Below are 13,324 nucleotides of genomic sequence, written 5' to 3'. Positions count from 1 at the left end.
TTATTGTTTTAATTTGGGGTATGATTTTCTAATTAGGGGGAGTTACTGCATGCTTGGGGCTCGGATTCTGATGCTCGAGCTAAGGGAAGGATTCTGATGCTCGAGGAAATCATTTTGAATATGTTTTATGGTTCTAATCGGATATACTTTCACCTTGGTTGCTGCCAAGGAATGAATAAACATTGTTGGAGTAGACCCGGTTTCTTCATTTACTTTTTTATAAGCGGCTATTATTGACAGAATATTACTTTTGATTCCGTTATCGACAGGCAAATTATGAACTTCGGAATAGCCGATATTACCAAGTGCAACTCTTAGCACGAATTGATAGTTCTGAGCCTCTACTCCTGTGGCGGCGAGAGCTACAAGAAGTACGGTGATGTATTTATTCATGGATTTTCGGCCGTTGTTTTGTAAAAATGAATCGATGAATCATACAGTTGATAAGCAAGAAAGATGCCACTATTAGAATTGGAATAGGAACTCTTTGGAAGAGTGTTCCAATGAATCCAAGAATTATGCTGATTTGCCAAATAGACCACCATCTGTGGGATTTGCCTCGACGGGCATTCTTTATGACTGGATAAAAGAAAACAAGACATAGTGGATTGAAGAAAAGAATATTGATATTCAGACTAACACATGGATGCTGAGAAAAAATCATGAGGAACAATATAATGCCAATCAAACCGGATAGGAGTAGCAGTGAGGCATCCCAAAACCAGAATATTCGCCGTTTTTTATATTCCATAATAATAATAATGGTTGACAAAATGGCAAATAGAACACCGACAAGTATTGGATTGAATATCGATGAATCGTTCTCTAAGGTTGAGTGTGGTTCGAGCAATTGATTAGTTTCCGAAACTATAGATTTACCTCTATATATAGTATTACTAAGATCGTTCATTAGATTGGCCGGCAAAAATTGTTGTTCACTTTGAGTTGTCGGACAGTCGGCTTTTACTCCGAGCAATAAATCTTCACCTAACTGCGACCATTTATTCACAAAATTCCATTGATGAATCATTGAACGGAACGAAACTCTTTTATTGTCTTTAGGAAAAGATAGTTTGCCATGTAGATTATTCGTTATTAGGTCCCTGGCGCGTGAAGTACAGTTGTCGTAGAAGAAATTATATCTATAAATCACATTTTCAGGTTTGAGATTGTGTTGCAAAGCCTTGTATATAGCTTGTTTATCGGTTGATGAGAGATTTAGTTTTTGTTCGGTTATACCGCGCCCCTCTCTTGCATATTCTGAAAGGAAAAGTTCAGTATAAGATACACCTACATGATAATCTGTCAGTCCGAAAAGAAATCGCAGAGCGAAATATGGCTGACTCGAAGAAAATATACCATAGTTAACTGTTAAATCCTGCCCATTTGCCAAATTTCGGATCCTCAAAGCCGTGTGACCATATTGCGCCCATATTTCTTTACCTGGCGAGCAGGTGAGAAGAGAAATCTCCATAGAATCTAAATGATTAACTGTCTGTGCTTCGCCTTTTAAACCTGTAGCTAGCATAAGAATTGTCAGGAGAATATGGATTGTCTTCTGTTTCATTTTGATTTGCAAGTTCTCTTTATCTTCAGTCAGAAATAAAAAAGAGCGGTCTCTTTAGAGAACCGCCCTGATGAAAGGAGGAGTGGTACCTCTTGGAGTTGAACCAAGGACACATGGATTTTCAGTCCATTGCTCTACCACCTGAGCTAAGGTACCGTCTTTCTTATGTTTCATTTCTGACTTGCGTCGGCAAAAGTACAGGTTTCAGCTTGCTCTCGCAATGTTTGATAAAATTTTATCTTTCTGATTAGTGTTTGTTAACGACTAGATGTTACTTCTCGACCTACCATCCCTGTGCCTGTAATTCCAATTCATTGCCATCGCGCGTGATAATGCGTTCTCCTAATGAGGCTTTTGTTATGTAGCCTATCTGGCGTATGGAATCGAGTTCTTGCAGTTTGTTGTGATAGGTGATGGGAACTGTGAAGAGTAATTCATAGTCTTCGCCTCCGTTCAGAGCGGCAGTTGTCAGGTTTAAGTTGAACTCTTCGCATGTAGCGGCGGTTTGATAATCGATTGGGATTCTATCTTCATAAATTCGGCATCCGCATTTGCTTTCCTTACAGATGTGTTTTAGTTCGCTAGCTAGGCCGTCGGATATGTCTATCATCGAGGTTGGTAGGATACCTGCTTCTTTGAGCTTCCAAATTATTTCGCCGGGTGCTTCGGGTTTTAATTGCCGGTCTATGAGATATTCTTTTCCTGAGAAATCAGGCTGAAAATTAGCTATGATTTCCCGTTCTTTTTCTAGAGCAGCGAGTTGAGTTTTGTTTCCATTTAGGTTTACAGCATCGAGCTTGCGGTTGAACTCTTCGACTTGTTGATAGTAGACGCTTTTTTCGCGTTCGAGTATTTGCAGGCCCATATATGCAGCTCCGAGGTTTCCAGAGACGCAGATTATATCGGTTTCACGGGCTCCGTTACGTAGTACTATTTTGTTTTTCGCGACCTCGCCTATGCAGGTAAGATTAATTGCCAATCCGGTGTAAGACGAGGTGGTATCGCCTCCTACAATGTCGACGTTCCATCGCTGACAAGCATTTTTTAATCCGATGTAGAAGCTATCGAGGTCTTCAACTTTAAATCGTTTTCCAAGGGCTATGGAAACGAGAATTTGTCGTGGTTCGCCGTTCATTGCGAATATGTTTGACATAGCAATCATTGCCACCTTATATGCCAAATGTTGCATATCTATGTATGTGAGGTCGAATTGCACTCCTTCCATGAACATTTGCGATGCCACTAGAATTTCTTTGTCTTCATAGCGAAGTACGGCTGCATCATCGCCTATACTGATTATGGTTGAACTGTTTTGGGGATGGATATTGGCTGTGAGACGTTCGATTAATCCGAATTCTCCGATTTCTTTTATCTCCATATATTATATAATGTATGTTTCTTCTTTTGGGAGTCTGAGTATTCCGGCAGGCAAAACTAAAATATTTTATCGTTGGGTACAAATGCCGGATTCTAAAGAAGCTGATTTTCTTGCTTAGTATATCCTTTCTCTACCCAGATATCTAATTAGAGATTGAGATGAAAAAATCATAGAATGCTTGTACGAATAGAATAGTGTATTTATATTTGCAGTGTCTTATACAAATAGTACACTCGACTCAAGGCTCTATTGCGCGCAACCGATGAGCGGGTTAAAAGAAAACAGAAAATAAATTTAGTTACGACTATGATTGAGATTAAAGATTTGCATTACAACTATGCCGGTAGTAAATACAATGTGTTCGACGGTCTAAGTGTTGGGTTAGATAATAACAGCATCTACGGATTGCTTGGAAGGAACGGGACCGGAAAGAGTACATTGCTCTATCTTATTGCCGGCCTGCTCAAACCCAAGAGCGGAAGCGTTTTTACAAATGGAATGGAGGCTCGGAAGAGGCATCCCGAGATGTTGCGAGAGCTTTATATGGTGCCCGAAGAGTTTGAACTACCTGCTATTTCGCTAGAGAGTTTCATTAAGATTCACGAGGATTTTTATCCTCATTTCAGCAGGGAAACTTTGGAGAGATGCCTTTCCGATTTTCAGGTGCAGGGGATTAGAAGTTTGAGAAATATTTCGATGGGGCAGAAGAAAAAGGTTTTCATGAGTTTCGCTTTAGCTTCGGGTTGCGAACTGTTACTCATGGACGAGCCCACGAACGGGCTAGATATTCCCTCGAAAGCTTTGTTCCGCAAGATTGTTGCGGGAAACATTCCGGAAGGTTCGACGTTGGTTATTTCAACTCACCAAGTACATGATGTGGAGCAATTACTCGACCACATTATAATTCTCGACAATTGTAATTTGCTCATTAATGCGTCGACAGATGAAATTGTGGGCCGTTATGAGTTCGGCTATCGAATGCCTGACCAGATGGACAATAACATTCTTTATGCCGAGCCTTCGCTCCAGGGGAATGCCGTTGTTGCGCTAAGGCAGAAAGATTCGCCCGAAACGCCAATAAACGTGGAATTGCTTTTCAATGCGGCTATACTCGGAAAACTTAAATAAACAATCAAAAAGAAAGGAATTTACAAAATGAATAGTTTCAATATTATCCGTTTCGGAAATGTTTTGCGTCGTCTCTGTATTGTTCGTCGTAAGAAGATTATAAGCCTAACTCTGGGCCTCACCATCTTCTTTGCTCTGACAGGAATCATGTCTATAGACCCATTTCACATAGGGCCAATTGACAAAACTGAAATTACGATACGATTCCTCGGAGTACTCGGGATGATTGTAATTGTGTTTTCTACCTTCTTGACTATCGGAGGATATCTTATCATATCCGACCTGAACAACAAGAACAGTCTAATCGACGAACTGACCTTGCCTGCTTCGGCGCTCGAAAAGTTTGTTGCCCGACTGCTGTTTGTAACCATCGGCGTAATGTTATCGCTTGCCGTTTCTTTTCTGGTTGCCGACGTGATACAGCAGCTTCTATGTATGCTTCTGCATGCCGGAACTCGTGTTTCGATGCTTGGATTTATACTCGACAGTTACCCAGGAATAAGAAATGGATTCGGCTCGCTCTCGATATATTTCATCGCCTATCTCTTCCAGAATTCCATTTTCGTTCTCGGTGGCGTTTTCTTCAAAAAGGTGCCATGGCTATGCACTATCATTGTGTTGTTCTTGCTGTTTACTATTATTTCTTTGGCGATTATCGGATTGGTGAGCTACATTTATGGTTACACCAACTATCACCTCAGTTTGCCCGACATTCAAGTATGTACACCTTTGAAATTCCTTATCGGTGCAGTCTTTACCGGCTTGAACTATTTTCTTGCTTATCGACTTTTCTGCCGACTGCAGGTTATTAATAACCGATGGTTTAATATCTAAGAAATGAAAGGAGGCAAGAATGATATTTTCAGACAGCAAAGCAATATACGAGCAGATTTCCGAACGTGTTTGCGACGATATCATAAGTGGCAAATACAAGGCAGATGAGCGTATTCCTTCAGCTCGCGATATAGGCGCCAATTTCCAGGTGAACCCTAACACTGTTGTTAAATCGTTCGAGCTTTTGGCTCGTAACGAGATAATATATTATCGGCGTGGAATGGGATATTATGTTTCGTCTAATGCTCTGAAGCGTATTCTGGATGTTCGACGTAAAAACTTCCTTGGAATACTTCTTCCCGACATGTTTCGTCAGATGAAGCTTCTCGGCATCGATATTGGCACCATATCCGAGGAATGGGAGAAAGCAAAAAGAAGCTGATTTTTATTAATACTTTTTCCCGACCGGGCTTGCCGCGACATTATTTTACGTGAGTTCGGTTTAAGAATCCGATTAATCCTCGGAGGGAAAATGGGATGATATTACACCGTATATCAATTCGGCCGGTAGGCTTCATTGGTATACGGTGTTTTGGGAGGAAGCATTGCCCGCTTGGGGTGATATAAAAAAGAATCCTCTTGTTTTGGCTCTTCGCCCTTTGGCGAAACGTTCCCGCCGTTGGATTTAGCTCTTCGCCCTTTGGCGAAACGCTCCTGCCGTTGGATTCGGCTCTTCGCCCTTTGGCGAAACGCTCTCGCCATTGGATTCAGCTCTTCGCCTTTTGGCGAAACGTTCCCGCCGTTGGATTTAGCTCTTCGCCCTTTGGCGAAACGCTGCCGCCGTTGGATTCTGCTCTTCGCCCTTTGGCGAAACGTTCCTGCCGTTGGATTCAGCTCGTCGCCTTTTGGCGAAACGTTCCCGCCGTTGGATTTGGCTCGTCGCCCTTTGGCGAAACGCTCTCGCCGTTGGATTGGCTCTTCGCCCTTTGGCGAAACGTTCCTGCCGTTGGATTCATCTCTTCGCCCTTTGGCGAAACGTTCCTGCCGTTTGGGGTAGAGCAGAGGGAGTTATTTGTTGAGATGCAAGGGTGGGGATTATTTCGGAGATATTTCTTTGATTAGGCGGTCAGCGTGTCCCCATTTGTCCATCATGTAGAGCACGTAGCGTATGTCGACGCCAATGCATCGGGCTAGGTGGGTGTCGAAGTTGATGTCGGACGAGAGGCTGTCCCAATTTCCATCGAAAGCGAGGCCGATGAGGCGTCCTTTACCGTCGAACATCGGAGAGCCTGAGTTTCCGCCCGTGATGTCGTTATTGGTTAGGAAGCAGAGCTGAAGTTGCTTGGTTCGCTTATCTTGATAGGGGCCGAAATTTTTTGCGCTCATGAGTTGTTCCATTATGGGTTCAACTTTGTAGTCGGCATTGTTGGCCCCTTGTTTCATTTTGTCGAGTATGCTTTGGGTTGTGGTGTAGTATCCGCTGTTGAAGTTGCCTATCATGTATCCGCCTACCTGCCCGTAGCTTAGTCGCATGGTGAAGTTGGCGTCGCTGTAGTGTGGTTTGTTCATTTCCATTTCGAGCTTGGCTTGGCATAGTTTCTTTTCTTGTTGGGCTATGCTGTCCATGATGGGTTTGATTTGCGAACCGATTTCAGCGTATTGGAGCATGAGCTGGAAGCCAACTTGTACGCCAGGGTCTTTTAAGAAATCTTTCTGGTTGTCGGGATAGAACTTGGTGCCTTTTACGAGCAGTTTGCTTTTGCTGTATAGCCATGCGGTGTATTTCTCGTAGTTGCCTTTGAATTTTGTTTTGATTGTTTTGAAGAGTTCTGGTTGATATTCTTCGGGAACGTTTGCTGCATAGTTCTTGAACATTGCGGCAGTGAGTTCTTTGTCGAGTTCGAGATTCCATTCGTTGCTGTTGTCATCGAATTCGCAGTATTGGTTGTCGGGCGTACCTTTGGGTTGCATTCCGAAGTTTATTTTGATGGCTCGTGTGAGGAATTCGGAGTTTTTCCAGAATGATTCTTGCCAGTAGCCGATTGCGTGGGCCAGGGGTGCGTTGCGATTGTAGAGTTGCTCGAGGAGTGCGAAATCTACGTCGGTTGCAGAGTTTTTATTCTTTGGATTACTGAGCCAGGCTCTGATTTTGGCTTCGTATTCTGCTTTCTGGCGTATTAGGCCTATCGAGTCGATGCACTTGTTCATTCCTATGGAGTTTTTCCAATAGTTTGCCGAACCTACGTAGGAGTCTTCGTATTGAATGCGTGTTTTTTCGCTAGCATCCATGTATTTCTTGAGGATGGCGAGCTTGATGTCGCGTACTTGTATGCGACTGGTGTTTTCGATATCGCGGCGTTGCTTGATTCCGTATGACGAGAGGTATCGGTTAGTTGTTCCGGGGTAGCCAACAGTCATTGCGAAATCGCCATCTTTATATCCTTCGAGGCTCACGGGTGCCCAATGTTCGGGATGATATGGCACGTTGCTTGGCGAATAGTCGGCCGGCCCGTTTGTTTTTGGGTCGGCATAGATTCTGAACACAGAGAAGTCGCACGTTTGTCGTGGCCACATCCAGTTGTCGGTTTCTCCGCCGAATTTTCCCATCGATTTGGGCACGGTGAATACAAGGCGCAGGTCTTTGAAGTCTTGGTATACGGTTGCAAAGTATTTGTTTCCTTCGTAGAAGGGGTCTATTTCTACGTGGAGAGTCTTATCTATTCTCTTTACCGAGTCTGTTAGTAGGTTTGTTAGCGAATCGATAGCTGCTTCCTGTGCATCGGTTTCTTTTCCACGAGTGATTGCATTGACCCGAGAGGTGATGTCTTTCTGTTCCTTCATGAAGGAAACAAACATTTTTTCGTTCGGGAGTTCTTCGCTATATGATTTTGCATAGAATCCGTTGAGCATATAGTCGTGCTCAACGGTTGAGTGCGAATTGATGGCAGAGAATCCGCAGTGGTGGTTGGTGAATACGAGTCCGTCGGGCGACACTACTACTCCGGAGCAATAGCCGGAGAAATTCACCACATAGTTGCTAATTGCATTTGGCGAATTGTAGAGCATGTCGCAGGGAAGTTGGAATCCCTCGTTTACCATTTGCTCGTAAACGGCATCTGGTAGGTTGTAAAGTGTCCACATGCCTTCGTCGGCGTGGACTGTAGAGAGCGCCATTAGGCCGGCGACGATTAAAGCTGTTTTCTTCATTTGTGCGTTTTATTTATTAATTGTTTGATGTTTTCGGAGCATTTTGCTGATGTCGGCTTTGTAGATATATAATCCGAACACTGCTATGAGGAGTGTTTTTACGCCGAGGGCAGGTATGGTTTCGAGATGCTCATTGGCCAGAGTTATTCCGGCAAAGAGCACTGTGGCCAGTATTGTGTATGTTACAATGGAGGTTAGCGGATAGGCTATGGGGTATTTTTTCTGCCCAACGATGTATGATAGCACCATCGCCGTGGCGTATCCTGCAAATCCGGCCCATGCGCAGGCCATGTAACCGTATCGCGGTACGAAGATGATGTTAACGGCGATGAGCACGGCACATCCGGCTCCCGAGAAATAGGCTCCCCAGATGGTTTTGTCGATTAGTTTATACCAAAAGCTGAGGTTGAAATATATGCCCATCATTATTTCGGCGGCCATCACGATGGGCACAACTTTGAGACCGTCCCAATAATCGCGACCGATGATGTGGCGAATAATGTCGAGATATCCCACTACTAACAGGAAGGCGAAGAGGGTGAATATCACGAAATATTTCATCGCCTTGGCATAGGTTTCTTTGTTGTCTTTGTCTTTCGATTTACCGAATACAAACGGTTCGTAGGCATATCTAAAGGCCTGGGTTATCATTGCCATAATCATTGCAATCTTGCTTGCGGCTCCGTAGATTCCGAGCTGCGTGTGGGCGTCGCTACCTTTATATATATATGGAAAGAGAATCTTATCAGCCGTTTGATTGAGTATGCCGGCTATGCCCAGCACTAGAATCGGCCAGGAGTAGGCGAGCATCCGTTTAACCAATTGTGCGTCGAGTAGCTTTCCGCCTGCAAAGAATCCGTCGCGCAGTTCTTTCCAGAAACAGAGGGTTATTGACGCAGTGCAAACAAGGTTGATATAGAATGCATAGCCCACTTCGGTTCCGCCCAAAATGATATAATAAACTATGTTGAGCGCAATGCTTAGTGCGATGAACAGAAGTTTAAGCGCAGCGAATTTGACGGGGCGTTTTTTGTATCGGAGGTAAGCAAACGGAATACATTGAAATGCGTCGATGGCTATGGTAACAAACATTACCCATACATACGACGGATGGTCGGCATAGCCCATGAGATTGCTCAACGGGTTTATGAATATAAACACCAAGGCGATAAACGTGAGCGAGGTTATTCCAACCATCGAAAGCACGGTAGAGTAAACCGTTTGGGGATTTTCTTCGGTTTTGTTGGCATAGCGAAAGAATGTGGTTTCCATTCCGTATGTAAGCACTACGAGTAGCAAAGCTGTGTAGGCATACATGTTGGTTATAACTCCGTAGCCTCCGCTAGCTGCACTTATTTTTGCCGTGTAGATGGGTACAAGAAGATAGTTCAGAAATCGCCCGATGATACTGCTCAATCCGTATATGGCAGTGTCTTTGGCTAAAGATTTTAAGTTTGCCATTTCTGTTTTATTTGTCTAAAAGAAGATGTAGCATACGGCTATGGCTGCAATCACTCCGGCGAGGTCGGCTAAGAGTCCGCATGCAACCGCGTGTCGGGTGTATTTAATGCTTACGCTTCCAAAATAAACTGCGAGAATATAGAAAGTAGTGTCTGTAGAACCCTGGAAGATGCAACTCAGTCGGCCGGCAAAGGAATCGGCTCCGAAATGAGTCATTGTTTCCTGCATCAATCCACGAGCCCCACTTCCCGAAAGTGGTTTCATTAATGCCGTGGGCAGGGCGTTTACAAATCCGGTGTCGAGTCCACATGCCGAAACCATCCATCTTATTCCCTCTGTGAGCAAATCCATTGCACCCGATGCGCGGAAAACTCCCACGGCCACAAGAATCGCAACCAAATAAGGAATAATTTTAACGGCGGTTGTGAATCCCTCCTTGGCTCCTTCGATAAACGAATCGTAAACGTTGATATGCTTGTAAATTCCGGCACAAAGAAAAAGCACGATGATGGAAAGAATTATCAAACTCGATGCAACCGATGTTACCGTCTTCATTGTTTGCTCGTCCATCTGTCCGAATCCCCACATAATCGCGCCCACAAGCGCAATCATTCCAAGAATTGCTCCCAGCAGAGCCGGCTGAAGGAGATTTATGCGTTGCCAAATGGCGGTGATAATTATTCCGGCTATCGTAGCCACCGTAGTTGCGAGTAGAATAGGAATAAAAACATCTGTAGGAACCGCTGCTCCGTTGGCGCTTCTGAAAGCAAGAATGCTCGTGGGAATAATCGTCAACCCCGACGTGTTAAGCACCAGGAACATAATCATCGGATTCGTGGCCGTATCTTTTTTCTGCGTATTAAGTTCCTGCATCTGCGCCATAGCTTTTAAGCCAGTTGGTGTGGCGGCATTGTCGAGGCCGAGCATATTCGATGCAATGTTCATGAAGATTGAACCCATAACGGGATGATTCTTCGGAATGTCGGGAAAGAGCTTCGTAAACACCGGATTAAGCATTCTTGCCAGCACATTCACCACACCTGCGCGTTCGCCAATCTTCATTATTCCCAACCACAGAGCAAGCACGCCTGTAAGGCCCAGAGAAGTTTCGAAAGCGCCTTTCGATGCGCTGAAAGTTGCATCGAGCATTTTCTGAAGCACTGCAGCGTCGCCCGTTATCAGAGCAATCACGCCGAAAATAAAAGCTATAAGGAAAAATGCAATCCAAATATAATTCAATACCATGAGGGCGGAAAGTGTGCGTTTTGTATTTAAATACCAATTGATTTTACGCGAGCAAAAGTAAGCACTTTCAAGAAGAAAATTTGCCGACTGCTGGAAATGAAGTACATTTGAGCCAATTATTTACATTAATAACAATCGATTAATTCACAGAGTCATGAAAACAGATTTCGAAATCGCGCATGAAACAAAGTTAGAACCCATCGGCACCATTGCCAGTAAAGTTGGAATACCTGAAGATGCGCTTGACCCGTATGGCAAACACATTGCCAAAATCCCTTATTCTCTCATTGATAATGAACGTGTGAAGCGTTCGAATCTGATTCTCGTCACAGCCATCTCGCCTACCAAAGCAGGAATTGGTAAAACCACCGTCAGTGTAGGCTTGGCATTGGGAATGCACCGAATCGGGAAAAATGCAATGTTAGCTCTTCGCGAACCATCGCTCGGCCCATGCTTCGGAATGAAGGGCGGAGCTGCTGGAGGTGGATATGCACAAGTGTTGCCGATGGAGAAAATTAATCTTCACTTCACTGGTGATTTCCACGCCATCACATCGGCTCATAACATGATTTCGGCCCTACTCGACAATTATATCTACCAGCATCAGCAGGATGGATTCGGAATGCGCGAAATTCTTTGGCGCAGAGTGCTTGATGTGAACGACCGTAACTTACGTAGCATTGTAACCGGACTAGGTAGTCGAACCGACGGAATAGTGAGTGAAAGCGGATTCGATATTACGCCAGCATCCGAAATCATGGCCATCCTTTGCCTTGCAACCGATGAAGAAGACCTGCACCGCCGCATCGAAAACATCCTATTGGGTATAACCCTCGAAGGAAAACCATTTACGGTGAAAGACTTGGGTGTGGCCGGAGCTATAGTTGCTCTTCTGCACGACGCTATTCACCCCAACTTTGTACAAACAATAGAGCACACGCCGGCACTCATTCATGGTGGCCCATTTGCAAATATCGCGCATGGATGCAATAGTATAATGGCAACGAAGATGGGACTAACATTTGGAGATTATTGCATAACCGAAGCTGGATTCGGAGCCGACCTCGGAGCCGAGAAGTTCTTCGATATCAAATGCCGTAAGGCTGGCTTATCGCCCAAACTAACAATTCTTGTTGCAACAGCTCAAGCTCTGAAGATGCACGGAGGAATCGATGTTAAGGAAATATCTAAGCCTAACACCGAAGGCATTGAAAAGGGATTTGCAAATATGGACAAGCACATCGAAAATCTTCGTAAGTTCGGTCAAACAGTGGTTGTTTGCCTCAACAGATTTGCAACCGACACCGACGAAGAACTCGAACTCGTTCGTAAACATTGCGATAAGCTTGGTGTTGGGTTTACTATCAACACGGCATTCCTTGATGGAGGTAAAGGAGCCGAAAACCTCGCCCGACTGGTTGTTGATACCATTGATAAATCGCCTTCAGCTCCGCTCAAGATGCTTTATAACGATAACGACAGCATTGAAAATAAAGTCGAAACTATTGCGAAAACCATCTATGGCGCTGCGAATGTTCGTCTTCGTCCTGCCGCCAAGAAGCAACTCGAGCGCATCAAGGAGCTTGGTTATGCTCATTTCCCGGTTTGCATTGCCAAGACTCAATATTCGTTCTCGGAAGATGCAACAGCCTATGGTGTCCCAACAGGTTTCGACATAACAATCCGCGACTTCGTTATCAACGCCGGTGCCGAAATGATCGTAGCAATTGCCGGTACAATTATGCGCATGCCAGGCTTGCCGAAGAGCCCGCAAGCCGAGAGAATCGAAGTAGTTAACGGATTAATCGAGGGCTTATCCTAATCCTTTCCTCAAAAATCCCCTCTTTCCCGAACATCTTTTCGGAAAGTATAAAAAGGGTGTCCCTCGTGAGAGAGGCACCCTTTATCTTTTACGAATCGAACAGATTCTAATGCTGAGGTAGCGTTTTATTATGGACATCTACTTACCTTTGTCACGCGCAAGTTGAGATTATTCGACTAGCGAACACTTAATAAGTAAATAATAAAAACAAAAGCATTATGAATCAAAAGTATGTTTGCGACGTGTGTGGCTGGGTTTATGATCCGGCAGTTGGCGACCCCGATAACGGCATAGAGCCGGGTACTCCTTTCGATAAACTTCCCGAAGACTGGGTTTGTCCGGAGTGTGGAGTCGGTAAATCGGAATTCAGTCCTTTAGAGGATTAATCGATTTTCATTTTACTTGATTATTATAATTTAATTGACAAGAGAGGGTGCAAGTTTTATTTGTGCCCTCTTTTACTTTTTACAACCAAGCTAAACTACCGTTTTTCGTTCAGTTGCTTCGATGCTGATAAGGAGAGTTGGAGAATTATTTGCCAGAAAAGACTGAATGATATACCTTTGCCGCCATGAGTAACAAACCCTTCTTTTATTATAGCAATAATACGGCGCGAGAGAATTCCACTTCTCCCGTGTTTTTTAACACTATATTCTTGCAGGGTTCAGAAAAAGTGCTAACACACACACACACACACACACACACACACACACACACACACACACACACACACACTACTACT

The 13,324-nt window shown here is 44.2% G+C and carries 12 protein-coding genes, 1 tRNA gene and 1 pseudogene; 7 read left to right on the top strand and 7 right to left on the bottom strand.

Translation table 11 applies throughout. The features are described 5' to 3' along the window. Window positions 1–42: 42 nt before the first annotated feature. The 4 genes from HMPREF9140_RS07140 to HMPREF9140_RS07125 form a co-directional block, all read right to left on the bottom strand. On the bottom strand, window positions 43–393 hold the full coding sequence (locus HMPREF9140_RS07140; RefSeq protein ID WP_006952967.1) for a hypothetical protein: 351 nt from the start codon (window positions 391–393) through the stop codon (window positions 43–45). After that, complete coding sequence (locus HMPREF9140_RS07135; RefSeq protein WP_006952966.1) at window positions 386–1,567, bottom strand: Lnb N-terminal periplasmic domain-containing protein; 1,182 nt, start codon at window positions 1,565–1,567, stop codon at window positions 386–388. The genes HMPREF9140_RS07140 and HMPREF9140_RS07135 overlap by 8 nt, the downstream gene beginning before the upstream one ends. An 83-nt stretch (window positions 1,568–1,650) precedes the next feature. After that, window positions 1,651–1,723: transfer RNA gene (locus HMPREF9140_RS07130), tRNA-Phe, on the bottom strand. Between the two features lie 127 nt (window positions 1,724–1,850). Then, window positions 1,851–2,945 (bottom strand): thiamine-phosphate kinase, encoded by a 1,095-nt coding sequence (locus tag HMPREF9140_RS07125; protein WP_006952965.1) that lies wholly within the window; start codon window positions 2,943–2,945, stop codon window positions 1,851–1,853. 405 nt (window positions 2,946–3,350) lie between these two features. Here HMPREF9140_RS07125 and HMPREF9140_RS10965 point away from each other — a divergent pair. The 5 genes and pseudogenes from HMPREF9140_RS10965 to HMPREF9140_RS07105 form a co-directional block, all read left to right on the top strand. After that, window positions 3,351–3,662 (top strand): annotated as a pseudogene (locus tag HMPREF9140_RS10965) (ATP-binding cassette domain-containing protein); the annotation flags it as partial. Beyond that, entirely contained in the window at window positions 3,642–4,073 is a 432-nt protein-coding gene (locus HMPREF9140_RS10960) for an ATP-binding cassette domain-containing protein (protein WP_373852584.1), read from the top strand. The pseudogene HMPREF9140_RS10965 and the gene HMPREF9140_RS10960, both read left to right, overlap by 21 nt. Before the next feature lie 27 nt (window positions 4,074–4,100). Next, entirely contained in the window at window positions 4,101–4,907 is an 807-nt protein-coding gene (locus HMPREF9140_RS07115; RefSeq protein WP_006952963.1) for a hypothetical protein, read from the top strand. 19 nt (window positions 4,908–4,926) lie between these two features. Continuing rightward, window positions 4,927–5,289: a GntR family transcriptional regulator gene (locus HMPREF9140_RS07110; protein ID WP_006952962.1), complete on the top strand. Its 363-nt coding sequence runs from the start codon at window positions 4,927–4,929 to the stop codon at window positions 5,287–5,289. Between the two features lie 197 nt (window positions 5,290–5,486). Further along, window positions 5,487–5,969: a hypothetical protein gene (locus tag HMPREF9140_RS07105; RefSeq protein WP_040556416.1), complete on the top strand. Its 483-nt coding sequence runs from the start codon at window positions 5,487–5,489 to the stop codon at window positions 5,967–5,969. On the opposite strand, the gene HMPREF9140_RS07100 is transcribed toward HMPREF9140_RS07105, so the two are convergent. The 3 genes from HMPREF9140_RS07100 to HMPREF9140_RS07090 are packed head-to-tail and all read right to left on the bottom strand — an operon-like array spanning window position 5,943 to window position 10,760. Then, the gene (locus HMPREF9140_RS07100) at window positions 5,943–8,054 is read right to left on the bottom strand and encodes a S46 family peptidase (RefSeq protein WP_006952961.1); all 2,112 of its coding nucleotides are present in this window, start codon (window positions 8,052–8,054) and stop codon (window positions 5,943–5,945) included. The two genes, HMPREF9140_RS07105 and HMPREF9140_RS07100, sit on opposite strands and share 27 nt — an antisense overlap. A gap of 9 nt (window positions 8,055–8,063) precedes the next feature. Then, entirely contained in the window at window positions 8,064–9,515 is a 1,452-nt protein-coding gene (locus HMPREF9140_RS07095; RefSeq protein WP_006952960.1) for an oligosaccharide flippase family protein, read from the bottom strand. Between the two features lie 15 nt (window positions 9,516–9,530). Continuing rightward, window positions 9,531–10,760: a nucleoside recognition domain-containing protein gene (locus HMPREF9140_RS07090; protein ID WP_006952959.1), complete on the bottom strand. Its 1,230-nt coding sequence runs from the start codon at window positions 10,758–10,760 to the stop codon at window positions 9,531–9,533. 154 nt (window positions 10,761–10,914) lie between these two features. Here HMPREF9140_RS07090 and HMPREF9140_RS07085 point away from each other — a divergent pair, with 154 nt between their 5' ends. Both HMPREF9140_RS07085 and rd read left to right on the top strand, forming a co-directional pair. Then, on the top strand, window positions 10,915–12,582 hold the full coding sequence (locus HMPREF9140_RS07085; protein ID WP_006952958.1) for a formate--tetrahydrofolate ligase: 1,668 nt from the start codon (window positions 10,915–10,917) through the stop codon (window positions 12,580–12,582). A 218-nt stretch (window positions 12,583–12,800) separates the two neighbouring features. Continuing rightward, window positions 12,801–12,968: a rubredoxin gene (gene rd / locus HMPREF9140_RS10330; protein ID WP_006952957.1), complete on the top strand. Its 168-nt coding sequence runs from the start codon at window positions 12,801–12,803 to the stop codon at window positions 12,966–12,968. The last annotated feature ends 356 nt before the right edge of the window (window positions 12,969–13,324 follow it).

The sequence above is a fragment of the Prevotella micans F0438 genome (genome assembly GCF_000243035.1).
Classification (GTDB): Bacteria; Bacteroidota; Bacteroidia; order Bacteroidales; family Bacteroidaceae; genus Prevotella; species Prevotella micans.
Note: the sequence above shows the minus strand (reverse complement) of the source record. Positions and strands in the feature narration are given on the sequence as shown.

Coding starts and splice junctions, on each gene's coding strand:
- HMPREF9140_RS07115 (WP_006952963.1), top strand. CDS start 4,101: ATGAATAGTTTCAATATTATCCGTTTCGGAAATGTTTTGCGTCGTCTC.
- HMPREF9140_RS10960 (WP_373852584.1), top strand. CDS start 3,642: ATGGGGCAGAAGAAAAAGGTTTTCATGAGTTTCGCTTTAGCTTCGGGT.
- rd (WP_006952957.1), top strand. CDS start 12,801: ATGAATCAAAAGTATGTTTGCGACGTGTGTGGCTGGGTTTATGATCCG.
- HMPREF9140_RS07090 (WP_006952959.1), bottom strand. CDS start 10,760: ATGGTATTGAATTATATTTGGATTGCATTTTTCCTTATAGCTTTTATT.
- HMPREF9140_RS07140 (WP_006952967.1), bottom strand. CDS start 393: ATGAATAAATACATCACCGTACTTCTTGTAGCTCTCGCCGCCACAGGA.
- HMPREF9140_RS07095 (WP_006952960.1), bottom strand. CDS start 9,515: ATGGCAAACTTAAAATCTTTAGCCAAAGACACTGCCATATACGGATTG.
- HMPREF9140_RS07110 (WP_006952962.1), top strand. CDS start 4,927: ATGATATTTTCAGACAGCAAAGCAATATACGAGCAGATTTCCGAACGT.
- HMPREF9140_RS07085 (WP_006952958.1), top strand. CDS start 10,915: ATGAAAACAGATTTCGAAATCGCGCATGAAACAAAGTTAGAACCCATC.
- HMPREF9140_RS07135 (WP_006952966.1), bottom strand. CDS start 1,567: ATGAAACAGAAGACAATCCATATTCTCCTGACAATTCTTATGCTAGCT.
- HMPREF9140_RS07125 (WP_006952965.1), bottom strand. CDS start 2,945: ATGGAGATAAAAGAAATCGGAGAATTCGGATTAATCGAACGTCTCACA.
- HMPREF9140_RS07100 (WP_006952961.1), bottom strand. CDS start 8,054: ATGAAGAAAACAGCTTTAATCGTCGCCGGCCTAATGGCGCTCTCTACA.